This window comes from Paenibacillus sp. cl141a (assembly GCF_900109305.1).
Lineage (GTDB): Bacteria > Bacillota > Bacilli > Paenibacillales > Paenibacillaceae > Paenibacillus_AQ > Paenibacillus_AQ lautus_A.
Genome location: NZ_FNZO01000002.1, coordinates 632,250 through 656,308, shown reverse-complemented (window position 1 = coordinate 656,308; position 24,059 = coordinate 632,250). Strand labels below are relative to the sequence as shown.

Sequence of the window (24,059 nt, the reverse complement as noted above, 5' to 3'; positions counted from 1 at the left end):
TATGCTTCACACAACCACGTCACTTTCAAGATCTGCTGTTTCTTCCGTAAACGAAATATAACGTAACGGAGGACATGATCATCAATATTACCGAATAAACCAATGTCAACGCTTTGGTATCCGCTAGCGCCTGCGCATCCGTGCTGTTCTTGATGACGATTCCTAACGGCTGGTACAAAGGATGGTAGAGGAACACGGTAACGTCATAATCGGCCAAAATTCCGTTGAAATTCAAGGCAAGAACAGCTAGCGTCGACGGTAGAATGATCGGCAGCAATACTTTTCTGAACGTATAGAACGGTTTGGCACCCAAATTCCTTGCAGCATCTTCCAGATTGCTGTCCAAGCTGAAGAAGGAGGCCTTGACCATTCGCAGGGTGAAAGGAATATGGATGATCACATAGGCAATCAGAAGCATCCAGATCGTGCCAACCAATACCGTATTCCCGATCATCAGCTTCGGCGTGTTAAAGGTTACGATCAGTCCGATCGCAATCAGCGTCGACGGCAGAATCCACGGAATCAGCAATGCATATTCCAGGGCAAGCGCCCACTTGTTCTTATATTTATGCACTATCCTTGACGCGGCCAGCGCCAATGCGACGACAATGACCGAGGCTGCCGCGGCATATAGAATACTCACAAGATATGGCTTGAATGCCGACATGGATGAGAACACTTGAATGTAATTATCCAACGTGAAGCTGTTTAAATTCAACGTGGCGGTAGAAATACTTGCCGCATCGGTGAACGAAAAGATGATGATCAGCACAACCGGAACGATATAGAGGACAAACAGGCCGTAAGCCAGAATGTGAGCGGCTATGTTACCGAATTTACTGCGGATTTTTTGTTTGACCAGCTCCGATTTGACTTTGGAGACCGACATGAAGTTGCCTTTACGTTCAAACCGGATCATCACGGTCAACAACACCAGTGTGGCTACTCCGAGAATAAGGGCCAGCAGCGCAGCCAAATCTCTTGACGTCATGCTTTTCGAGAACGTCAGAATCATCGGCGTGATCGTCTGGAATTCCTTCCCCCCGAGAATAAGCGGCGCGGATGTCGCAGCCAGGCCGGTGAGAAAAGTCAGGATCGTCAACGCATAGATCGTAGGCTTCAGGACCGGAAGTACGACCCGCCTTAGGATATACCAAGTAGATGCCCCCATATTTCTCGCGGCCTCCACCGTTTGGAAGTCGATTTTGCGAATCGCATTGCTCAGGAACAGGAAGTGGTTGGACGTGCAGGCGAACGTCATGACGAATAGGACCGCCCAGTAGCCATGAAACCATGTCGTATTAAAAGAAGGGAACCATTGAACCAGGAGCTTGGTCATAAACCCTTCTTCGCCATAGACGAATTTATAGCCGGACACCAGCACGACTCCGCTGTAAATCAAGGTCGTAAAATAACCCAACCGCAAAAATTTCGCCCCTTTGATATCGAAATATTCCGAAATCAAAACCAGCGTTATACCCACCACATTTACGGTAATGACAAGGGAAAAAGCGAGAATAAAGCTATTATATAAACTTCTCATCGCGCGCTCGGAAGAAAACAGCTTCTCTGCCGCTTCGAGCGTAAATTTGCCGTCCTTAAAGAAAATTTCGCCGTAAATATTCAAGTTCGGATAAATCAGAAAGGCAATGACAAACCAGGCAATCAACCCATATAAAAGGATCGAAACAGGGTTTACGGAAGCCAGCCGGGCGCTCAGGTTCCGGGCATTCATGCTTCCCCCTCCTTCAACGGATATTGCAAAATATCGCGGACCGGGAGGTAGATGTCCACATCGTCGCCGACCTCATGTTGGACTTGCCGGCTTTCGATTTCGATGGTCTTTAGCCGTCCGCCGCCGGCAATCTCCAATACGTACTTGCTGTATAAACCGTAAAATTCCCGGTCCGCGATCTTGCCTTTCAGTTCGACCGTATCGATCCCCTGCAGGGGCAGCAGGCTTACCTTTTCATTGCGGATATAGGCGATATTCCCTGGCTGAACAACATCGTTCAACCGGCTGTTCTCCACCATCCGCGGATCGATCCGATTAATATCTCCTATGAAATTGCATACAAACTCCGTTTGCGATTGATTGTAAACTTCCAAGGGCGTGCCCACTTGCTCCAGGACGCCATGATTGAATACTCCAATCCGATCGGACAGCGTTAACGCTTCTTCCTGGTCGTGCGTGACATAAATCGTGGTGATCCCGAATTTCTTCTGCAGTTGTTTCAGCTCATTGCGCAGCTGCACCCGAAGCTTGGCGTCCAAGTTGGATAAAGGTTCGTCCAGTACCAAGATGCTCGGCTTCAAAACCAGCGCCCTGGCTATCGCGACGCGCTGCTGTTGGCCTCCGGATAGTTCCGATACCTTCTTGAACAGCTGATCATCCTTCAAGTCAACCTTCCGGGCAATGTCCTTTACCTTCTGGTCCACTTCCGCCTTGGAAAACTTCTTGACCCGCAAGCCGAAAGCGATATTCTCATACACATTCATCGTTGGAAACAATGCATAGCTTTGAAATACCATCCCGATCTCTCTTTTTTCGATCGGCAAACGGGTAATATCGGCGTCTTTCAGCAGGATCTGTCCACTCGTAGGCATAATAAACCCGACCAGACTGCGGAGGGTCGTCGTCTTCCCACAACCCGAGGGACCGAGGAACGTGAAGAATTCCCCTTCCCGAATATGCAAATTAAGGTTTTTGACCGCATGAAATTCTCCGAATTTAATGTCAACGTTCTGGAATGTAATCATAGTATTCTCTTCCTTTTTGTTGTACTTGAATGAACGGCTGCACATTGGCGTTCCCAATATGCAGCCGGCTTGACTCCATTCCGTTATTTATTGCATAATCTCCAACTCGATTTTCTCCGCCCACAGATCCATATTCTCGGCAATAAAGGCCCAATCGAAATCTTGTGGTTTTAACGAAGTGAACAGCTCCTTGACGGACTCATTGGCTTGCTCGACCGCCTTCGTATTTGCCGGCATGGCATTGAACTCAGCCGCAAATTCCCCTTGGATTTCGCTGGATCCGAGCCATTCCACGAACCGCTCCGCCGTTGCCTGCTTCTTCGTTCCGTTCACGATCGCCGCATGTTCCACGACCATCGGTACGCCGATTTCCGGACTGACAATGCCTGCTTTTACGTTATATTGCTCTTCCTTCTGCTGCAGGGTTCCGGAGACGAGCGCTCCTAGCGGCGTTTTACCGCTGGCCAAATTGGCGTAGAAGTCTTCGCCCTCGACTGCGCTGACACCGTTGTCATACAATTGCTGAATTTCATTCCAGCCCTCCTCGGATACGCCGAGATCACCGTTCGGATCTTGGAAACGGGTCAGAATGCCCGCTACAACAAGGCGAGGCGTATTTTGTCCAAGCAGCGTAGGAGCTTCGTATTTCCCTTTATACGCATCCTTCTTATAAAGGTCCGTCCAGTCCTTTGGCGCAGTATCTGCCGTGAATTCGTTCGGGTTATAACCAAGCAGAATCGCCTGCTTCACAAGCCCATGATAGTAGCCTTCCGGATCGTTCAAGCCCTGCTCAACATCTCCGGCCCAGCTCGGTACAAACTTAGCCAGAGCGTCTTCCTTTTTCAAATTCTCATAGAGCATATTGTTCAAGCCGTATACGACGTCTGCGATCGGGTTGTTCTTTTCGGCAATCAACCGGTTCGTCAGGTCGGCGCCGCCCGCTCCGACAATTTCGATGTCAAAGCCGGCGCCTTTCGCTTTTTCCATCAGCCATTCGCCGCGGCCGTCCGAGTTCGCATTGGTGTACACGATCAGCTTTTCATTCTGGACTGGTTCATTGGACGATGATTCCGACGCACCCGGTGTCCCCTCCGAAGTGCCTGCGTTTGCATTGCCGGCATTGTTGCCGCCTCCGCAAGCCGATACAATCACACACATAATGAGAAGAAGCGCCATTGAAAGTTTTCTCATGATTCCTTAACTCTCCTTTGATCGTGTCATTTTGTTTTGTTTAAATGTTGATAATCAACCCGTCATATGCCGGCACAATACCGACGGGGCTGAAGATGCGGACAAACTCCTCATGTAGCAACTTGGAATTATGGCTAAAATGTGTGACGACGATTTGGCCTTCAGGCTTCAGGATATTTTCTTTTTGGAACTCGCGCTGGACTTCCAGCACCGTTTCCACGCACATATGATTGCGGTCGCGGGAGTTCCCCGTATATCCATGCGTGCAGTCGAGGATGGCGCAATCCAGGCTTTTGCCCTTCAACCATGCCCATGTCGCATCCGGGAACCAGCCCGAATCATGCCCGTACAGCAGTTTTTTTCCTTCCTTTTCAATGACGTATAATAGACAGGTTTCCATCCGGTCATGATCCGCCAATAATGGCGTTACCCTTGCATCGCCCATAGCGAAGGTCTCATACGGGCGCAACAGATGGAATTGATACCTTTGTCCTTCAAAGCGGCCGATGGCAGCACGCGTGTGATGCATCACGGTACCATTCCCATAAATGTGCAACGGATGCTGGAGGCCGTGCGCAATCCCTTCCCTGCGGCATTCCAGATCAACGGCATTGTAATGGTCCGAATGCGAATGGGTGACGAGCAGATGCTCGATTGCTCCCAGATCGATATTGTCCCGCAGCGCCTGCATATAGGAATCCGGGGAATAGTCAAATTTGATGACATCGTCCAGGATGGCGGAAGTTCTTGTGCGGATATTTTTTCCCCCAAGCTCCCGCGCTTTGTTGCAATGCTCGCAGCGGCAAAATGCATTGGGGAAACCCTCTGCGGCTGCGGTTCCTAGAAAGTGAATTTTCAAAGTCATGTCTCCTTGCCATGCAAACGATAGTGATTCATTTTACGTCCAGGACTGAACGGATTGCCGTTCTACTATCGATGTTTGAATTTTAATGGTGATGGGATTCTCGTTGGAGTTGCCAACGCGCTTCATCAGCAAATCAACGGCCGATCGGGCAAGCTTCTCGGTATCTTGTCGAACCGTCGTAAGCGGTGTCGGAATATATGCCGCTAACTGGATATCGGAGAACCCGACGATGGACAGCTTTTCAGGAACCGGAATCCCCATTTGCAATGCGGTGTGAATTGTCGAGATGGCGACATGGTCATCCCCGCACATGATGGCCGTCATCCGGGGATTGTCCTGAATAAAGCGCTCCTGTTCCGGATCGAGCTCATTAATGCGGCTGGTATCGCAAGTGACGCTTCGAAAATGAATGTTCTGGATCTTCACCGGAATTTTATGATCGAGCAGCGCTTGGATATAGCCTTGATACCGTTCCTTCCGGCTTGTGATATTGTCGATCGGGTTCGAAGTGTATCCCACCTCCCGGTGCCCCTTCTCGATCAAATACTTGGTCATTTGATAAGAGCCCATATAGTGGTCGTGATACACGCAATCGATCTCCACTTCATGGAAAATACGGTCGATGATCACCAGCGGCAGTTTGCAAAGCTTTAGTCGCAGCACCTGATCGCTGCAAGTCTTCCGCCCCTGAGGAAACAGAATGATGCCGGTGATCCCTCCTTCGGCCAGCCTTTCCAGACAAAGATCCTCATCGTCGCGGTCCTTCGTCATTTTTAAAATGAGGTCGCACCCGTGCTTTCGCACTTCAGCCTCGGCGGCGGCGATGATTCTGGAAGTGTAATCGGATAGATGGGGCATAATGAGTGCGATCTGTCCGAACGGCCTCTCCACGTTCAGTGCCGCCTCGGCGACCTGGGGTGAAGTTCCTCCATCGGCCATCAATCCATCTTGCGGCTGGGCAAGGAAGGTCCCTCTGCGGGGCAGGCGGTAGACCAGTCCTTGCTCTGCCAGCTTTTGAAGCGCCAGCTTGCTCGTCATTCGACTCACGCCAAATAACTTGGCAAGCTCTCCTTCGGATGGAACAGGATCATGCGGCCGCAGCCGACGACTCTGAATAATCTCGATTACCTGATCAGCCACCCGGTGATATAATTGATTCTGTTTCTTCAAACGTGCATCTTTCATCAAATTATCCCTCTAATCGTTGAGTCGACTCGTATCCGCAAGGGATCTAATTTGAAGTTAATTTATGTCACTGACATATTCAATGATATAAATGTAAAAGTCTCGTAAATTCTATGTTAAATCGTAAATCCGATCTCCTGAACCCCATATTCCATATCAGTGATTTATTCTGGAACAGAAGAAAAGCGTCCCGCAAGCCTTGAAAAAAGACTTGTGGGACGCTTTGGGTTATTGTGGCCGGGTAAATTCCGCCCGGTCAAAATTTCCGATAAAAAACAAGAAGCCTTGATTTCTCTAGGGTTTTTCTTCGTATGGAGCCTGAGGGCATCGAACCCCTGACCTCATCGCTGCCAGCGATGGAAAGTAGGCCGAATTTTACGATAGGCGTACACAGTATGGGGTTAAACCGCTGCAGAATGAGCAATAGGGTCATCTCCGGCTGCCTTCAAAAGGCTATATGACCCATCCTCTCCCGTTAGTTCAATAATGGTTCCTTGATTTGATTTATTACGGTCTTTGTCTCTAATCCATTTCTAAGTATCAAAATGTATCCTACCCCACAAAAATGTTCCGTTCACACAAAAAAGTGCGTACTTTTCACCAATTGGTCAGGGTGATAACCTTACATACAGAACGATCGATCCATAATTAATTGAGCGACACACGGTCGTTAAAAAAATCATAGGTGAGGTGCTAAGAAATGAAGGAATATCAACTTATTTTGAAAGAGAAGAAAATCGTTTGGGGAGAAACCATAGATATTGAACAGTTCATTGATAACAAACCAGTCAATTCCATCAGACAGGGCGAAAACTCGAACATGGATTGGAATTTGCCTGCAGGCGTATATCGAGCCAAAGAAATTGTTATCGAACTCGATAAAATGCTGGAGGCCATGCTGGTTCAGCTGGGCGAACCAGTGAACAGCGATCCGACAGTACTCTTAGATAGCCTGCTAGCCAATCTGGCGATTTCCGGACGCCTGTCTTCTTTGCCCTTAAAATCATTGGAACTTGAAGATCATGCCGGTACAGAGATTAGAGCTCAAGCGGTACGCATCGGAGAACAATTGGTAAGCTGGGCCAGAGAAATCAATGCTGAGAAAAAGACATTGGCTGAGTATGGGTCAGAAACGCTTAGTGAACTGGAATTTCGAAGCCACTGTTATGGTCATCCGCTGACCCCGGAAGCCACTGCTCAGGTTTGGGGACCATTCGGCGGACCAAGGATTATGCAGATTTATAATGAATACTTACACCAATTCGTTTTACTTCGGGATGCCTTGTTGCCATTTGCTAATTGGGAAGAGGTTCCGTTTGAGGTCAAGGAATATAGAGAATTCAAAGGATTGCGCTTTCTGGAGCCATCCCGGGAAGTATTCTTAACGCAACTGTTCAAGAAAAAATTGACACATAAATCGATCATCCAATATGCACAAAGTGTGGTTAGCTCAGGGCTCGAAAAGGCCGGTTACGGCTTCCAATATCGTTTAGGTACCGTTTTGCCGGCTGGTTTGGGTGAGTCTGCCCGTACGGCATCCCGCTATCTCCTGAGATGGCATCCAGTACAAACGATACAGGTAGTTGATGGAGAAGGTTTGACTGCGGTCTCCTTCGATTATGAATATGAAGATTATTATTCCGCGCCCCGTACGGAGGCAGGAAAAGGAACACCGGCAGACAATAAATTGCTTCCTGAGTATGGGGAGGATTACGATGAACCATCGATTGCCCGGTTGCTGCCAAATACAATTACAGATCGAACGACTCTACAGTTCAGTATCGAGATGAAAGGCAGCGAGTTTGCAGTAGATCTTGGTCAGCTTTTTAGGGGGCAGCGCTTTTTATATCGGCCACAGATAAACAGCAATGCTGGGAGCGAATTTATAAAGCGCGAATACCTCCACTGGCACCCTGCTGAAGACATTCTCTCGCACTCCGGATTAGTCACCAATGCAGATGGCATCCATTTCATTCCGACTGGCAAAAATGAACTTGTCCTACGGGCTTTACTAGGTAAACTATATCCCGAAAATGTAGTTTTATTGGATAAAGGAGATCAGGAGGAACTGGAAGCGGCTTATGTTTCCGGCAAAGGCTTCGGTACGCAATTTCTAGTACTGTAAGTCGTGAAATGAAATCCGCCGACATTTTGGATAGAAAGGGAGAACCTATTTTGACCAGACAACAAAAGTTTTTGACAATGAATTTATTTTTATTGACCTTTATTCTAGGGACCAGTGAATTTTTGATGGTCGGATTATTATCTGAAATTGCCGCAGATATGAAAATCGCCATATCGACTGCAGGCTTTCTGGTGACGGCTTTTGCGCTTACCTTTGCTATAGGGACCCCGGTCTTCACGGCATTATTCAGCCGATTTTCCAAATTCCCGCTCATCCTTGTCTTGCTCAGTATATTTATTGTGGGGAATATCGTTACGGCTTTATCAGGATCATATGGCCTGCTTCTGGTGTCCAGAATAATCACGGCCGTGGTTACCGGCGTCTTGATTGCACTCGCGATGTCAGTGGCAAGTGAAGTCATGCCTCCAGAAAAAAGAGGGCCGGTGATCTCTATCATCTTTACTGGTTTCACTGTGGCGAGCGTCCTTGGCGTACCCCTTGGCACTTTTATCGGACAATGGGGCGGGTGGCATTTGGCCTACTGGTTTACCACAGTATTAGGAATCATTTCTTTGATAACAAGCATCGCAACCATTCCTAGAGGACTAAAAGGAAAACACAGTTCACTCACAAAACAACTCAGATTGCTCGCTTACCCCAGAATTGTGCTTGCTTTCGCCATTATGATGTTAAGCATAGCAGCTACTTATAGCATCTATACGTATTTAGCTCCTTTGCTTCAGGATGTGCTTTTTGTTCCGGCCCGTTATATTAGTCTCATCTTTTTACTGTATGGTGTTGTGTCTATTTTCAGCACGCTAATCGGAGGAAAGCTGGCTGTCGGTGACGGGATGAGAAAAATTCGCTATGTGCTTCTGGCTCAAGCCGTCATCTTGGTGTCACTTTATTTTACTTCCGGCTCTCTTGTTGCGGGACTGGTCAGCATCTCATTCATGGCTCTCGTTGTTTATCTTATGAACTCGACGATGCAGTTGTACTTCATTGATTATGCCGATGAGCATGTTCCGGAGGCAAGAGATTTGGCTTCATCCTTAACCTCCGTTGCCAACAATGTTGGCATTGCGATCGGATCCGCTTTAGGTGGAATTATCACTACGAACATGAAGCTTATTGATCTTTCCTGGTCTGGTGGGATTGTGGCCGTACTCGCGGCAGTGTTGGCATGGGTCAACTATCGTTTGAAGCAAGGAACTGTCAGTACGACTAAAGAGAATAATGCACTGCATGAGCAATACCAAGGAAATATATAATTAAGACATATAAATGCAGCAGGAGGTAATTGGGAAAAGTACCTCCTGCTTTTCGAGTGACAAGAGCAGCCCGATTCAAGGCAAGATGAATGGTAAATGGACAGATTGTAGCTTTTTTATGCATTCTTGTGATTTGTGTACAATACTTCATCGGGAAAGCTTTCGATATAGTCGGTTCCAAAATCGCATAACATCGTGAGCATAGGGGCCAGTTGTTCGCCTAGCCGAGACAAGCAATATTCCACTTTTGGCGGTGAAGCTGGATAAACCTTGCGAATAATAAGTCCGTCGCTTTCTAGCATTCTTAGCTGCATCGTAACCATGCGTTGGGTTGCTTCAGGAAGTTCCCGTCGCAGCTCATTGTACCGTACTGGACCTTTTGCTAAGCGGTTTAAAATGGATATCTTCCATTTCCCACTGATTAAGCCGAGTACAATTTCCGAGGTACACCGATATTCTTTGTCTCTAAAGTTTATCATCTGTCGACACATCCTTATTAGAAAAGATTGTGTAAAAGTAAGTTGTCTCTCTTCAGCCAATTCGAATTACAGACCATTCATTCCATATATTATGTTCAAACAGCTCAATTCTTGTCAAGAATTTCTGGATCGATTAGTATAAAATTAATAAAGGAGGTCATCTTATGCCGCGAACAGGACGTCCACGTACATTTAATCGTGACGAGGCGGTTGCCGCCGCCATGATTCTTTTCTGGGAATATGGCTTTGAATCCACTTCACTGGCTCAGTTAAAGGCCGCAATGGGAGATATATCATCTGCAAGTTTCTACGCAGCGTTTAAGTCAAAAGAAGAACTGTTCCGTGAAGTGATTGATCGCTACATATCGATGTATGGACATGCTTCGGAAACTTTCAAAAATACAAACATAACGTCGAGAGCAGCCATGGAAATGGGATTGCTAGAAGCAGCTCGGTTCCAGACAGAGAACACTCACCCTTTAGGTTGTCTGTTGGTTTTGTCCACAGTTAACTGTTCTCCTGAGCAACAACATATCCAAGACCTTCTGTCAAAGGAAAGAAAGAGAGTCCGGGGGTGGATCAAAGATTGTATAGAACGAGCCATAACCAACGGGGAGTTGCCAGGATCCACGGATATCTCCATGGTGATTACGTTATTTGAAACCTTCTTACGAGGGATTTCTACACAAGCCCGAGACGGTGTTCCATACGAGGAAATTGCAGCTGCCATAACTCATTTGATGAGCGTATGGGATTCGTTATCTGTTGAACACGATATTCGGGAGGATTGATTGAGCATACAAATCCCTTCCCTTTCCCTTATTCCCTAAACAAAAAAAGCCGAGCAAATGTCAGAAAATAATCCTGGATCTGCTCAGCTGTAATATGACCTTATTTGCTTTAATACCAATTTGGTTTAGATCGAAGTGAGTATATTTTTTGACTCACAGTCAGGCAGAAATTGCTTTCATCTCCCTTGGCAAGCAGGTTAACGGCCGTTCCAACCCAACCGGCGCTTTGCACTTCTGGAACTCAGCCATTAACTTGAACATTCCCTCCAAGATATTCAAGGCTATATATATCGGAGATTTTTTCCAGCACACGCTGCGCATGTTCTGTAAATTTCAAGTCCGCAATCCGATCTTTGAACAGAAACACGCCGGTCTCATTGCTGTTTTTGCCGAGAGCTCCCTCATATAATAGGTTGGCTCCATGAGTAGGCGGAGAGGAAAAAAACTTCATAAACAGTTCAAACCCTGCGGTCAGTCCGGAATCTTTTCCTTTTCTTAGCGTATTGTTAATGCCTGGGTCAACGCTGCGGATCTTGATGCCTTCCTTTGCAAGCTGCGGTGCGACGGCTTGGGTCCACAACGAAAGAGCCAGCTTTGAAGTCGCATAGGGTCCATACATTTTGCGGAAGGTTTTGGGATGCTCCAATTTTTCGATCGTAAACTCCTTCGTAAATCTAAACACCTGCGACGAAGTGTTAATCACGGTTTTTAAGCTGCCGTTCTTCAACAGCTCTTTCAATTCCATCAGAATTATAAAAGGAACGACCGTCAACAATTCATAATGCAATTCGCGGCCTTGTTTCGAATAGCGCAGCTCACTTAAGCCTCCTCCGGCGTTGTTAAACAAAATATCGATCCGCTGTTCCTTGCTTTTGATTTCTTCCAAAGAGTGCCTCAAGCTGCCATAATCGGTGAGATCCTTCACTTTATAGGCTCGGAGCCGTCCGTCCTTGAGATGATTTTGGAGGAATCTATCGTCCGCTGGAAAATCCGACCGGTTCAAAGCAACCACCTGCCAGTTCTCCGACAGCATTTTCCGGGTCAATGCCAACCCGATCCCGTTACTTGCGCCTGTAATCAGTGCAATATGTTCTCGTTGGTTCTTACTCAATGCATGTCCTCCTTCATTCAGAATTTCATCGGTTAATGTGTTCATCAGTCGGAGTCGGGCAGGAGGATCAGTTTGCCGCGGGCACCCCCGCTCAGGCTGATTTGAACAGCTGAACGCCATTCTTCGAGTTCGAAAGTCTTCGCGACCGGAATCGTGAACTTGCCGTCCGCTGCGTACCCGGCAAAGTCGCCGACAACGTCATAACGTGCGGTATGTAGTTCTCCAAAGCTGGTGCGAACGCCAAGTTCAGCGGCTGCGGCGAAATCGCTGACGGTTAGGACATGCTGGGGATGCCCGTTGACGATTTCGACCAGATCTTTCAATGAACCGCTGATTGGCGCGGTATCCAGGGCGAGATCAACCGGCTGCTTGGCCAGTTCGGTCACTCGTTCGACCATTCCATCATCGTACGAGGTTACCAACGCCCCCATGGAGCGGAGCTTGTCGGCGTAGGTGGGTCCAGCGGTTGCGATCACACGGGCACCGCGCATGAGGGCAATTTGAACGGCCGCGAACCCTACCGTGGTGCCGGCTCCGTGCACGAGTACGGTCTGACCCGATTTCACCCCAAGAGTATCAATGCCACGGTAAGCGGTTTCGACTGCCATTGGCAACGCTGCAGCTTGAACAAAGTCGAGTCCGGCCGGCATGCGGAACCAATAGTACATAATCGCTTGATCCGACGCACCGGCGCTCGATCCATTCATGAAATCTGCCCCACCCAGAACGGCATCGCCGATGGCAACATCGGTTACGCCCTCTCCGATTGCGTCTACAATACCGGCCACGTCCAGCCCGATTCCGCGAGGCAAGGGCAATTGACCGGCAAAATGGCCTTGGCACGTCACCCAGTCAACCGGATTTAAGCCGCAAGCGCGTACTCTCACGCGAATGCGTCCCGGCCCTGGCTCTGGGATCGCCACCTCATCCAAGCACAAGACATCCGTTGGTTCTCCGTATTCGTGAAACCGGATGGTCCGCATGGTATTCTCCATTGTGATGTTCCCTCCATTTTGCTCTGATAAAATCGCGTTCTCTGTGATTTCGAACGGTCTTCCAAGGAAAACAACGAACTCCTAAACTATAAAATTCACTAGAAGGCAGGGTGTCATGAGGGGAAGCTATGCCCCTTCCCTCGCTTAATAGTCAGGTGTGCGAACTGAGGAGCTTAGATCTGGGAGCCGCCTCCATCGACAGGGAACTCAGCCCCTGTGGTATAGGTGGCCTCAAATGCCAGGAATGCTACGGCTTTGGCAACCTCGACCGGATCGCCTAAACGCAGCATTGGGATCTGCTGTCTCATCTGTGCCTTTGTCTGTTCGGCAGCTTCTGCCGGCATTGACTTTTCCATGATGCCTGTGTCAATAACGCCGGGACTGACTGCGTTGACGCGAATATTTCGAGGTAATAACTCGCGCGCCAGACCTCGAGTCATGGAGCGCAGCGCCGCCTTACTAGCTGCGTAAGCACTGAGCATTGGGAGACCCACTACGTTCACGATTGAGGTGGTAAGGACTACCCCGCTCCCTGAGCCTAGCAGCGGAGCGAGTTTCTGCACGGTAAAGTACGGTCCCTTGGCATTGATTGTAAGTATCTCGTCGTACTTTTCTTCTGTCATTGCTTCGAAAGGGACAAACCCCGTGACACCAGCGTTAACGAACAGGGCATCTACTGTTCCAAATTCAGACTCCACTCGATCGGCTAATGCGGCGATATCCTTCAATGAGGCGGCATCGCTTAAGACCGCGATCGCGTGGCTTCCGAGTTGTTCACGAGCCGCATCCAGCGTCGCCTGAGTACGTCCAGTAATCAGAACGCGTGCGCCTTCATCCACCAGCAGCTTCGCCGCCGCAAGGCCGATTCCGCTGCTGCCTCCCGTTATCACGACCTTTTTGTCAGAAAATTTGCCCTTACTGAATGGTTCCATTTAAATCGTCCTCCCTTTGTATAATCCGTAATCGGATGATTAGGTACAGGAGCGATTATACAGCAATAAATTTATTAAGTAAACTAATTTAATTAAATTAGTTCATTTAATTAATTTCATACATAAAGGGCAGCATATTTGTTATAATATGTTGTATAGGCATCAAAGGGAGGTACTTATCCGTGAGAAAAGCTGTGAGTGTAGATACCTATGTGGAAAAAATAAAACCCATTATAAGAAAAACAAAATTCAGCCAACTGAAAGTCGACGATCTCGCTAAATATATGGATATCAGCAAAGTGACGCTCTATAAGCATTTTTCCTCCAAAGACGACATCATCGAACAAGTCGTGGATTATTACATTGATTATTCGAAGAAGGCCGACACCGTTGTGAAAGACGATGCCGTCTCTTTTTTGGATCGTTTTCAATTAACATTTTTACAATCTTTGATGTGTGCCGCGTATATCTCTGATTTGTTCTTGCAAGATCTGAAGGAATTTTATCCACACCATTTTGAGAATCTGTCCGTTGCCCTACAGAACCGGAATAAAAGCTTGCAAACTTTTTTTGAATCCGGTATGGAGCAACAGATTTTCAACAGATTGAATGCCGTGTTGTTTATGGTTCAAGATGACGCTGTGCTGCGACGCTTTATCGAGCCGTCATTTTCGATTCAGTATGATATCACCTTGAAACAAGCGATTATGGATTTCTACTACATGAAGCAGTATCAATTGCTAAAACCTGAATATCTGAAAATGATTGACGACTCCGATATGGAAAGGAAGATCGTTCATATTTTGCAAGCCATTTCGTAAGTGAAGCGTCCATATCCGATTCCGGCGTAAATAAAGCGTTAGTTGACCCCTTGAAATCGAAAAAGCGACAGCCATGGACGAGAAAATAATGTCCTAGACTTTCGCTTTTTCATTCAACGTTAATGTTACCCGTTCAGCGCAATTATTCGTCGTCCCCTAGAATCATTTGGTCCAGCGTCGTACCGGCAAGCACCATGGGGTACACATTCTCATTGGTCGGGATGACGAACTCGACGAGCACAGGTCCTGTCGTCTGCAGCGCCTCTAACCAGACCTTGGAGGCTTCATCCTTGTTCGTTGCCCTTAATCCCTTGATCCCGTATGCTTCCGCTAGCTTGACGAAGTCCGGACTGCCGGACAGATCAATCTGGCTGTAGCGTCGCTCGTACATCAATTCCTGCTGCTGCTTAACCATGCCGAGCACCTGGTTGTTCAAGACCACGATCTTGACCGGAATCTGATGAATCGCGCAGATCGCCATCTCCTGCGCGCACATCTGCATGCCCCCGTCGCCGTTGATCGAAACGACGAGACGATCTGGATTTCCGACTTTAGCGCCGATCGCGGCCGGGAAGCCAAAGCCCATCGTGCCAAGACCGCCCGACGTGATGAGCGAGCGAGGATGCTTGAAGCGGTAAAACTGCGCGGTCCACATTTGGTGCTGGCCTACATCGGTGGTGATGATTGCCTCTCCTTGCGTCGTCTCGCTAATCATCTCGAGCACATATTGCGGCTTAATGACTGTATCCGAATCGGTATACCGAAGCGGATGCTGCACCTTATACTCTTGAAGCTGCTCAAGCCAGGTGCCCGTCTGGGCTGCTTGCGCTTTCGTGTTCGCATAAGCCAGCAAGTTTTTAATATCGCCGATGCATGCAAGATCTGTCTTGACGTTCTTGCCGATTTCCGCCGGATCGATATCGATATGGGCGATACGTTTGGCCTGAGGCGCAAACCCGTCCAGCTTCATCGTGACCCGGTCATCGAAACGCGAGCCGATCGAAATAATGAGATCCGCATTCTGTACCGCCATATTCGCCGCATATACGCCATGATGTCCGAGCATGCCCAGCCACATCTCGTCATCGCTCGGAAACCCGCCGAGGCCGAGCAGAGTGGTCGCGACCGGAATCCGCGTAGTGTGGACGAACTTGATCAGCTCCTGCGAGGAGTTCGAATAGACAACGCCGCCGCCTGCGATAATAACCGGCTTGCGCGCTTCCGCAATCGCCTGAAGCAGCGCATCCATTTCCGCCGGATTCGGTTCCGGGGCTCCATGGTATCCTCGCAACCGGACCGTGTCCGCTGGACGATATACCATCCGCTGATTGGTCACGTCTTTTGGAATATCGATCAAGACAGGACCTTTGCGGCCCGTATTTGCAATGTAGAACGCTTCATGAATGATGCGAGGAAGTTCGTGTACATCGCGAACCATGTAGCTGTGCTTCGTAATCGGCATCGTGATGCTAATGATGTCCGCTTCCTGAAAAGCATCCGAGCCCATGACATTCGTAGATACGTTCCCCGTTATGATCACCAGCGGCACCGAATCCATATAGGCGGTTGCAATCCCGGTCACCAGATTTGTTGCTCCGGGACCGGATGTCGCGATGCATACCCCAACCTTCCCCGTTGACCTGGCATAGCCGTCCGCCGCGTGGATCGCGCCTTGTTCGTGCCGGGTCAAGATATGCTTGAATTCTGGCTGATGTACCATCGCGTCGTAAATATAGAGCACATTACCTCCAGGATAACCGAATACGCACTCTACGCCTTCCTGCAGCAAGCCGCGCAAAAGCACCTCCGAACCGGTGATATATTCCTCTGATGGCGTCGCTGTTTCATTCGTCATTCCTAATTGTTGTTCCACTTGGGCAGCCTCCTTTGCAAAATAAAACCCCCTCTCCTCCTGAGCAAACTGACAGCGGTCAGCTCATACAGGGACGAAAGGGGATTTTTTCGCGGTACCACCCAAGTTCGCTGCACCCTCGCGAATGCAGCCTCATGAGGTAAGGCCGATGCCTTACCTGCGGCGCGTTAACGAGCACCATTTCGGTTAAGCCTACTTGCGGGACAGAAAAAGACCAGCCGCGCTTTCGGTTAACAGCTCCGAGACGACACCATACAAAGGGTTAAGGCAAAGGTTTCAGCGTTTCCTCTGCTCTCTGGGCATAACCGCCCTTGCCGGCTTTCTCTTCATCGCCTGTTGGTATTAAACTAATAACCCCTTCCTTCCCAAGGCTCATAGCAATGCTAGAAGCCTTGGGACGAAAGGGGAATCGCGGTACCACCCAGGTTTACTGCAACCTCGCAATTGCAGTCTCATGAGGTAAAGCCGATGCTTTACCTGCAGCATGTTAACGGATGCCAGGCCGGTTGATCCTACTTGCGGGCGTGTTATCACGCCTTCCGCGTTCGGTCAACAGCTCCGAGACGACACTATACATGCGTTACGACGGAGGTTTCAGCAAACCCTCCGCTCTCTGGACATAAACGCTATTGCATAGCCTTCTCTTCTTCGCTATGTTTGGATTTTTCTGATAATAGCACAGACTCGACTTTTTTTCAAACCGAATGAATACTATGCTGCTTTATGATTATTGAGCTCTTGTACCCGTTAAGTTTAACCCATTTATGATTGCCTTCCTATTCTAAACTCTTGAAGAAGATTCAAGCTCCTCTGAATGCTGGCTCTGATAATTGATTAACAGTTGCTGCATCTTATCCACCGTGCCATCGGGATGAGGAACATGAATGGAAACGGTCAAATTAGAATCGTTCAAGTAATGAAATGAAACAAGATCAAAATTCAAGATCCCGAGATTCGGACAATGCAGCGTCTTAGGAGCATCAATAGCATCGAGAACCTCATGGGAATCCCAAAATGCTCGAAACTCCCTGCTAGCCTGTGAAAGCGCCTCGAACTGCTCGGACCACCAAGGATCGTCGACGTGACGAGCATACCCGGCATGAAAATTAGCAACGATTCGCCTGGCATGCAGTTCCCACTGGTCTCCCTTTAGATAGCGGAAACGGGGAGAAGTAAAGGTCATCCACACCAAATTCTGCTCCCTTTCCGACATAACCGCGAGATTCCCATTTATTGCGCAGTAAGCATCATTCCAGGCAATAATGTTCATGCGCGCATCCATCACATTCGTAGGGGAAAGGTTCTGGCTATCCAAAAAACGTTGAAGCTCCGGCGTTACCTTAGAGGGTTGCTTCGTACCGGTCAAGGGAAATTGTTTACGGGCAAGATGGTACAGATGCCTGCGTTCCGACTCATCTAACCGAAGCACCTTCGCTATTCGACCAAGGACCTCAGCGGATACGTTGATATGACGCCCTTGTTCCAAATAGGTGTACCAATCCAATCCCACATCTGCCAGCAGAGCTACCTCGCTGCGGCGAAGTCCGGGTGTTCGTCTCCGTCCGGAATCCGGCACCCCTGCTTGCTCTGGGGTTATTCGTTCACGGCGTGAACGCAAAAAACGGGACAATTCCTCATAACGGTCCAATCTGTTTGCCATGTTCTCCATACCTCCTACCCCTTCATGAACGTAGGATTCCCAATCCTACGATAACTAGATCTCTTCCTAGCCTCTTCGGGTCCATTTAGACTAGTTTATGTCCTCCTTAGGAGGAAGAGCAAGAATGGATAGACAGTGATGATCGGCCCCACCTGCTCAACTCCATTCAGACCCTATCATTGAGGTGATGAAAATGAAAGTAGCCGCCATAGTCGGAAGCATTCGCAAGGAATCATACAACCTGAAGTTAGCCCGTTATATTCAAAACCGTTATCAGCATCTTTTTCAGTTGGATGTGCTGAACATTCGGGACCTCCCCTTTTACGATCAGGATATCGAGTCTGTTCCGCCGCAGCCGGTTATCGATTTTAAGGCGAAAGTCGCTGCTGCCGATGCGGTGTTGTGGATCACTCCGGAATATAATTCGACTATTCCCGGCGTCATGGCGAACGCGATTGACTGGTTATCCCGCGTGGATCGAGTCATGATCGGGAAGCCCTCATGGATCGTCGGATCTTCCATGGGATTATTGGGTTCGGTCAAAGCGCAGGGCCATCTGCGTGACATTCTGTTCGCATCCGGTATTTCCTCGCCGCTGTTGCCTGGAAATGAAGTGTACATTGGTCTTGTTCATGAGAAGTTTAACGAGAAGGGTGAGCTGACTGATGATCCTACCATTCAGTACCTTGATCTTGTAACTGACAATTTCGTGAAATGGATGAAAGAGCTCTCCCAATTGAAGCAGCTCCAAAGTCAAAAATAACCAGAAACCTAGGAGGGAGTAATATGTTTGAGCATATCGTGCTATTGAAATTCAAGCCCGATGTTTCTATTGAAGTAAAAGAAAGTGCAATACAGCGCGCATATGACTTTAAAGGGAACATTCCGGGGATCGTGGAGCTTAGCGCCGGGATTAACGTTACGGAGGAAATAGAGCATATGCACGGGTTAACATTGGGAATCAGAGTCACTTTCGAGGATCAACAGGCTTGCCGGGATTATATTCAGCACCCCTTGCATCAAAGTTTATTGCAATCCATTGGCCCGTTTGTTGAAGGAATCGTCGTTATGGATTACCCGTTTGCTTAATGTTCCCGATACTTGTCATGCTAAGTTTGGCATCTCCGGGGGCACCACAGGTATCCAGGACATCATCCGACACCTCGAAAAATTGCATACCGCTCGAATGTCGGGAACGCTCTTCCGATTTGTTTAAGGTTCGTCAAGGCAGACACATGCAGACCGCGTTTCTTACACTCCAATGCAACTTCAATCGGAACCGCATTTATTCCGCTATTAGTGACGATGATGAGGGTTTCTCCTGGACGTAAATCGTATCCGGATACAATAATGTTCAAATTTTCATGTTGCACCTGTAACTAAATTTTTCATCATTTCACCTCCAATATTTGATTTGTTGTAACCGCCACAGCTGTAACTGCGTTGATTACAACTCGATCGTGTATAAAAAAGCCCGTATCGAGCTTTAATTATTGGACCCTACCTTCTTTCAGCTTTATGTCAATAAAATCAACGATCTGCTGAAGCGAGGAAATTTGAATCATAATATGTTCACGTTGACTTCTTAATTGATCCACCAGTTCAGGATAATGAACGGAATCGGAGTCGACTGAGGCAGCCAAAAATGGCCGCATAGCCTCGAGCGACATTCCCGTTTTTTTGAGGCAGGTTATTTGCTTGATCCTATAAATGTCCTCTCTTCGATAAAAGCGATGCCTGTTTTCCTTACGTTCTGCCTGAGGCAGCAGCATGATCTTTTCGTAATAGCGGATTGTATCCTCGGAAATACCGGTTTGCTCGGCGACTTGCTTGATCGTAAAAGTTTGTTCTTCCATTATGTCTCCTCCCTAAATTGCCGTTTTGAGCATTATACATCTTGGAGCATACTCCAAGTCAAACTTATTTCCATCATTTATCCTTAATCAACTATTTTGTTTTCGGCCCTTGACTTGGATTCGACTCCAACTTTTATTATGGGATCTGTCAGGGAGAAAACTCCCGGCAAAAATCTATCTTAAGAAGGGCAGGAACATTTATTATGGAACTAAAGATTACCGCACCCTCTCCAGTCGTCTCGGTGAAGCCGATAGTGCTTCCAGCCCCAGGCCGTGGCGAGAATCTGCAAGTGAGAGTCTCCGCGCCGACGACCGGTCGCAACTTACCTATTATTGTTTTCTCACACGGTTCTGGCTCATCGTTGGAGGGTTACGGCCCCTTGGTTGACTTCTGGGCTGCACACGGCTTCGTAGTCATTCAACCTACCTATCTCGACTCAAGGACATTGGGTCTCCCTCAGGACGATCCCCGCACACCACGGATATGGCGTTTCCGAGTGGAAGACATGAAGCGCATCCTTGATCAGCTTGATTTCCTGGAATCTGCCGTTCCCGGCCTCAGCGGGCGCCTTGACCGAAGCCGCATTGCCACAGCCGGACACTCCTTCGGCGGCCAGACGGCGGGCAACCTGTTAGGATTGCGAGTCCTCAACCCCGAGACTAAGAAGGAAGAGGACCTGTCCGACTCGCGCATCAAAGCAGGCGTGCTATTCGCCACCGCTGGGCAAGGTGGGGACAGCCTGACACCGTTCGCGGCCGAGAAGATGCCGCATCTGAACGTGAGCTTCGAGCACATGACCAAGCCCACCCTCGTGGTCGTCGGGGATCAGGACGACACTCCTAACAAATATCAGCTGACCGTTCGCGGGCCGGATTGGATGACCGACCCTTACTTCCTCAGCCCGGGAGCCGAGAGCCTGCTCACCCTTTTTGGTGCAGAACACTCACTTGGAGGCATCGCTGGTTACGAGGTTAAAGAAACAACAGACGAAAACCCAGAACGAGTCGCCCTGATCCAGAAGGTTACATGGGCTTACCTTCGACATGTACTCGATATTGAGCAGACCAACTGGTCGGCAGTGAAACAGACTTTGTCCGAGACGCCCCATTCAATTGGTCGAATTGAATCCAAATAAAGCTCTAGAGAAAGACAGCGAGCTCCCCCGCCGGCCCAATGCCTGTGAGGGAGCTCACTCTCTTTTTCTGATCAGCAGCAAAAAATCAAAAGATTGTGGGTACCATACCCCATCTATTCGGATCGGAGATCCTTTGAAGGCGGAGGCCCCATCTCCCGCCTCGTTTGGCCGGATCGCTTCTTGCCTTCTAAAAGGCGGCGTATTCATGTACGGTTTGTTGAGGTACGTTTAGCGATAGAAGTCAACCATATCTCCAAACAGCCGTTTAATAAATTCGAGCTCGCTTTCGTTATATCTTTCCAAAAATTCGTACATTCTTTGCCTTTCCTTCGCGTGAAGCTCATCATGAGCGGCAAATAGCTTTTTGCCGACAGGCGTTAGCCGAAAATACACTTCCTTTTTGTTGTCGTTGAACTGGGCCTTTCGCACCCAACCTGCCTTTAGTAATTTATTTGCGATCTTGGAGGTATTTCCTTTACTTAAATTTATTCTCTCCGCGATGGAAGTGAGATTGATCGGCTCCTGCTCTCCAATGCACGCAATGGTGTGCAGTTCCGTCATATTCAAGCTGAATTCCGATTCAATATGCTTCCGGATATCCTCCAGGTATGTGGCAGTTATTCGGGTTTCATATTGCTCTTTTTGCTCAAGAAACTGAACGAAAAATTCATGAATAGCGGTTTTGTTCTTACTGGCAGTTTCCATGATTATGCTGGCTCCTCGACTTATTTGTTTTATTATATCATAGATTGTTCTCTGAGAAACAAACAGGCATACTCATATTGAGACTGGGGTTGACAGGATAAATGGCAACCAAGTACAATAATATTGTTTCATATGAAACAAAAATTATATATAATTTCCATCACACTTGTTTTAACAAGCAATAAAAAAGGTTCTAACGAAACAATAATTGATGAAGGAGGTGGCTGGAAACACTTATCCACTTTTCAAGAGAAGATTTATAAATATGGAAATGGAGCATGCCTGCCTATGGAAATCGTGAATCCGAAGACACTGACGGATAAGGTTACATCTGTCATTTCTCATGTCGTGGTAACTACTGCCTCCAAACTGGCCTTCATCTCTGGTCAGGTTTCTGTAGATGAAACAGGAGCATTGGTCGGTTCAGGGGACTATTACGCGCAAGCGATTCAAGTGTTCACCAATCTTAAGTATGCATTGGAAGCCGCGCAAGCGGATCCATTGTACATTGCAAAAATGAATATTTTTGTGGTGAACCACAGCCCAGAATTGATTTCGATTATTTTTGACGCAGGATTCTATGTGTTTGGCCCTCACTGGCCGAAGACAGCAAGTACCTATATAGGCGTTCAAGCACTAGCCGATCCTGAATGGCTTATCGAAATAGACGCTATCGTGATCTTCCCATAATGTTTAAGAAAAGAGGTTGTTTATATGAAATATGAAGTCATTCTTATCGGTGGCGGTCCTGTCGGCATGATGTTGGCTGGGGAATTGGCATTAGCCGGTGTAAAGGTCTGCGTCATTGAGCGACTAAAGGAGACAACTCCATATTCACGTGCGCTTACCGTACATCCACGCACCCTTGAAATATTAGATATGCGTGGAGTGAAATCACAATTAATCAAGCAAGGCCGCTTACTTTCGAGAGGTCATTTCGCCGGATTAGAAACCCCTTTGGATTTCTCCGCGCTGGATTCTTCCTCCAACCACACGCTCTTTCTACCGCAGAGTGAGACGGAGAAGGTGCTGGAGGAATGGGCGCTTAGCCTTGGCGCAAAGGTCTGGAGAGAAGTTGAGGCTCTATCTGTGCATCAGGATGAGGATGGAGTTGACGTTAAGATCGCGGGACCTCGTGGCGAAACAACGTTAAGAGCAGCTTATGTGGTAGGCACGGATGGAGCTAGAAGTTTGGTCCGCAAACATGCAAATATATCCTTTGAAGGTACAGATGCGACCTTCACAGCGATTCTGGGCGATGCCGTTCTATCTGATTTGGCTCCTATGAGTGTCATATCCCGGATTACAGAACAAGGATTGGTCAGCATCATGCCAATCAATGATCATATCTATCGAGTCTTGATGATCGATATGGAGAGACGTAACATCTCTAAGGATGAGACCGTTACATTGGAAGAGTTTCGTTCATCGCTCATCCGTACGACCGGAAGCGACTTGGGATTGAACGATGTGAAATGGATGTCCCGTTTCGGAAATGCGACGCGGCAAGCGGGACGCTATCGGAATGGTCGATTGTTCTTGGCCGGAGATTCGGCGCACATTCATTTTCCCGCTGGTGGACAGGGAATGAACGTCGGCTTACAAGAAGCGATGAACTTAGGCTGGAAGCTTGCAGGAGCAATCAAAGGCTGGGCTCCGGACTGGCTATTGGACAGTTATCATGCCGAACGTTTCCCATGGAATACGGCCTTGCTCCGGAATACCGAGGTCCAAACCCTGCTTCTGGACGTGACTCCTTCCATCACGGAACTGCGAAGCATGCTGTCTGATCTGATTCAAATACCGGAGGCTAATTATCAAATCGCTGCACAGATTTCCGCCATGGATGTACATTATGCACCCGACGCCGAAGCGTCTTCCCATCCTTTAAACGGGAAACGGTTCAAGGATCTCAGCTTAAAGCTGAAAGATGGACGATTGATGAACTCCTATCCGCTCCTGCACAAAGGTACTTTTCTTCTGTTGCATTTCCATTCTAATGAACAGCATAGCGGTCAATGGGAAACGTATAGCAACCTTCAAGTTGTGCATGCATCTGTGGCTGAGGCAGACGCGGATTGGAACGACGTCCACACGGCGCTGATTCGGCCGGATGGACATATTGCCTGGGCGATTTCTCTATCCGATCCGAATCCAATGCAAACCATAAATGAAGGAATCACTCGCTGGTGCGGAAATATTACCGTGTAGTAATTCGTTTGAGGTGTGTAATGCCTCCCCCTTACCCAGCTACGGCAAGGTCTGTTTATGATTGAAAACAAGTACCGTCCATTATGTCAATG

At 48.2% G+C, this 24,059-nt stretch carries 22 protein-coding genes and 1 pseudogene; 9 read left to right on the top strand and 14 right to left on the bottom strand.

Translation table 11 applies throughout. The features are described from left to right. Positions 1 to 25: 25 nt before the first annotated feature. The 5 genes from BMX45_RS08205 to BMX45_RS08185 all read right to left on the bottom strand — a co-directional run bounded on the left by BMX45_RS08205 (position 26) and on the right by BMX45_RS08185 (position 6,001). The gene (locus BMX45_RS08205; RefSeq protein WP_090909242.1) at positions 26 to 1,735 is read right to left on the bottom strand and encodes an ABC transporter permease; all 1,710 of its coding nucleotides are present in this window, start codon (positions 1,733 to 1,735) and stop codon (positions 26 to 28) included. Next, on the bottom strand, positions 1,732 to 2,760 hold the full coding sequence (locus BMX45_RS08200; RefSeq protein ID WP_090909241.1) for an ABC transporter ATP-binding protein: 1,029 nt from the start codon (positions 2,758 to 2,760) through the stop codon (positions 1,732 to 1,734). Before BMX45_RS08200 ends, BMX45_RS08205 begins: the two co-directional genes overlap by 4 nt. Before the next feature lie 87 nt (positions 2,761 to 2,847). Next, a complete protein-coding gene (locus BMX45_RS08195; protein WP_175495060.1) occupies positions 2,848 to 3,951 on the bottom strand; it encodes an extracellular solute-binding protein in 1,104 nt (367 codons plus the stop codon). A 40-nt stretch (positions 3,952 to 3,991) separates the two neighbouring features. Next, entirely contained in the window at positions 3,992 to 4,810 is an 819-nt protein-coding gene (locus BMX45_RS08190; RefSeq protein ID WP_090909239.1) for an MBL fold metallo-hydrolase, read from the bottom strand. A 39-nt stretch (positions 4,811 to 4,849) separates the two neighbouring features. Continuing rightward, positions 4,850 to 6,001 (bottom strand): GntR family transcriptional regulator, encoded by a 1,152-nt coding sequence (locus BMX45_RS08185; RefSeq protein WP_090909238.1) that lies wholly within the window; start codon positions 5,999 to 6,001, stop codon positions 4,850 to 4,852. 700 nt (positions 6,002 to 6,701) lie between these two features. Here BMX45_RS08185 and BMX45_RS08180 point away from each other — a divergent pair. Together BMX45_RS08180 and BMX45_RS08175 are read left to right on the top strand one after the other, a co-directional pair. Then, positions 6,702 to 8,126, top strand: a complete 1,425-nt coding sequence (locus tag BMX45_RS08180) for a hypothetical protein (RefSeq protein ID WP_090909237.1) — start codon at positions 6,702 to 6,704, stop codon at positions 8,124 to 8,126. Between the two features lie 50 nt (positions 8,127 to 8,176). Further along, positions 8,177 to 9,397 (top strand): MFS transporter, encoded by a 1,221-nt coding sequence (locus BMX45_RS08175; RefSeq protein WP_090909236.1) that lies wholly within the window; start codon positions 8,177 to 8,179, stop codon positions 9,395 to 9,397. Between the two features lie 116 nt (positions 9,398 to 9,513). On the opposite strand, the gene BMX45_RS08170 is transcribed toward BMX45_RS08175, so the two are convergent. Continuing rightward, on the bottom strand, positions 9,514 to 9,876 hold the full coding sequence (locus tag BMX45_RS08170; RefSeq protein WP_036659734.1) for a winged helix-turn-helix transcriptional regulator: 363 nt from the start codon (positions 9,874 to 9,876) through the stop codon (positions 9,514 to 9,516). Positions 9,877 to 10,040: 164 nt separating this feature from the next. Here BMX45_RS08170 and BMX45_RS08165 point away from each other — a divergent pair, with 164 nt between their 5' ends. Next, positions 10,041 to 10,667 (top strand): TetR/AcrR family transcriptional regulator, encoded by a 627-nt coding sequence (locus BMX45_RS08165; RefSeq protein ID WP_009593242.1) that lies wholly within the window; start codon positions 10,041 to 10,043, stop codon positions 10,665 to 10,667. 241 nt (positions 10,668 to 10,908) lie between these two features. On the opposite strand, the gene BMX45_RS08160 is transcribed toward BMX45_RS08165, so the two are convergent. The 3 genes from BMX45_RS08160 to BMX45_RS08150 form a co-directional block, all read right to left on the bottom strand. Continuing rightward, the gene (locus BMX45_RS08160; protein WP_090909235.1) at positions 10,909 to 11,778 is read right to left on the bottom strand and encodes an SDR family NAD(P)-dependent oxidoreductase; all 870 of its coding nucleotides are present in this window, start codon (positions 11,776 to 11,778) and stop codon (positions 10,909 to 10,911) included. Positions 11,779 to 11,822: 44 nt separating this feature from the next. Next, positions 11,823 to 12,773 (bottom strand): NADP-dependent oxidoreductase, encoded by a 951-nt coding sequence (locus BMX45_RS08155; protein WP_090909234.1) that lies wholly within the window; start codon positions 12,771 to 12,773, stop codon positions 11,823 to 11,825. 173 nt (positions 12,774 to 12,946) lie between these two features. Continuing rightward, positions 12,947 to 13,705 carry an SDR family oxidoreductase gene (locus BMX45_RS08150; protein ID WP_090909233.1) on the bottom strand — a complete coding sequence of 253 codons (759 nt, stop codon included), beginning with the start codon at positions 13,703 to 13,705 and terminating at the stop codon, positions 12,947 to 12,949. 182 nt (positions 13,706 to 13,887) lie between these two features. Between BMX45_RS08150 and BMX45_RS08145 the strand changes: the two genes are divergently transcribed. Next, a complete protein-coding gene (locus tag BMX45_RS08145; protein WP_090909232.1) occupies positions 13,888 to 14,526 on the top strand; it encodes a TetR/AcrR family transcriptional regulator in 639 nt (212 codons plus the stop codon). A gap of 142 nt (positions 14,527 to 14,668) precedes the next feature. On the opposite strand, the gene ilvB is transcribed toward BMX45_RS08145, so the two are convergent. Both ilvB and BMX45_RS08135 read right to left on the bottom strand, forming a co-directional pair. After that, entirely contained in the window at positions 14,669 to 16,381 is a 1,713-nt protein-coding gene (ilvB, locus tag BMX45_RS08140; RefSeq protein WP_254778015.1) for a biosynthetic-type acetolactate synthase large subunit, read from the bottom strand. A 799-nt stretch (positions 16,382 to 17,180) separates the two neighbouring features. Next, positions 17,181 to 18,059, bottom strand: coding sequence for a helix-turn-helix transcriptional regulator (locus tag BMX45_RS08135; protein WP_090909230.1), 879 nt, complete (start codon positions 18,057 to 18,059; stop codon positions 17,181 to 17,183). A 193-nt stretch (positions 18,060 to 18,252) separates the two neighbouring features. Between BMX45_RS08135 and BMX45_RS08130 the strand changes: the two genes are divergently transcribed. Further along, complete coding sequence (locus tag BMX45_RS08130) at positions 18,253 to 18,822, top strand: NADPH-dependent FMN reductase (protein WP_090909229.1); 570 nt, start codon at positions 18,253 to 18,255, stop codon at positions 18,820 to 18,822. A gap of 23 nt (positions 18,823 to 18,845) precedes the next feature. Continuing rightward, positions 18,846 to 19,148: a Dabb family protein gene (locus BMX45_RS08125; RefSeq protein WP_090909228.1), complete on the top strand. Its 303-nt coding sequence runs from the start codon at positions 18,846 to 18,848 to the stop codon at positions 19,146 to 19,148. A 62-nt stretch (positions 19,149 to 19,210) separates the two neighbouring features. On the opposite strand, the gene BMX45_RS32215 is transcribed toward BMX45_RS08125, so the two are convergent. Next, positions 19,211 to 19,432, bottom strand: coding sequence for an SIS domain-containing protein (locus BMX45_RS32215; protein ID WP_090909227.1), 222 nt, complete (start codon positions 19,430 to 19,432; stop codon positions 19,211 to 19,213). Between the two features lie 120 nt (positions 19,433 to 19,552). After that, positions 19,553 to 19,918: pseudogene (locus BMX45_RS08115) on the bottom strand (MerR family transcriptional regulator); the annotation flags it as partial. A gap of 200 nt (positions 19,919 to 20,118) precedes the next feature. Here BMX45_RS08115 and BMX45_RS08110 point away from each other — a divergent pair. After that, complete coding sequence (locus tag BMX45_RS08110) at positions 20,119 to 21,051, top strand: alpha/beta hydrolase family protein (RefSeq protein ID WP_090909225.1); 933 nt, start codon at positions 20,119 to 20,121, stop codon at positions 21,049 to 21,051. Between the two features lie 228 nt (positions 21,052 to 21,279). Here the strand turns inward: BMX45_RS08110 and BMX45_RS08105 are convergent, their stop codons facing one another. Next, a complete protein-coding gene (locus tag BMX45_RS08105) occupies positions 21,280 to 21,756 on the bottom strand; it encodes a MarR family transcriptional regulator (RefSeq protein ID WP_090909224.1) in 477 nt (158 codons plus the stop codon). 132 nt (positions 21,757 to 21,888) lie between these two features. Here BMX45_RS08105 and BMX45_RS08100 point away from each other — a divergent pair, with 132 nt between their 5' ends. After that, positions 21,889 to 22,446, top strand: coding sequence for a RidA family protein (locus BMX45_RS08100; protein WP_254777998.1), 558 nt, complete (start codon positions 21,889 to 21,891; stop codon positions 22,444 to 22,446). A gap of 24 nt (positions 22,447 to 22,470) precedes the next feature. Next, positions 22,471 to 23,967 (top strand): monooxygenase, encoded by a 1,497-nt coding sequence (locus tag BMX45_RS08095; RefSeq protein ID WP_090909223.1) that lies wholly within the window; start codon positions 22,471 to 22,473, stop codon positions 23,965 to 23,967. Positions 23,968 to 24,059: the final 92 nt, after the last annotated feature.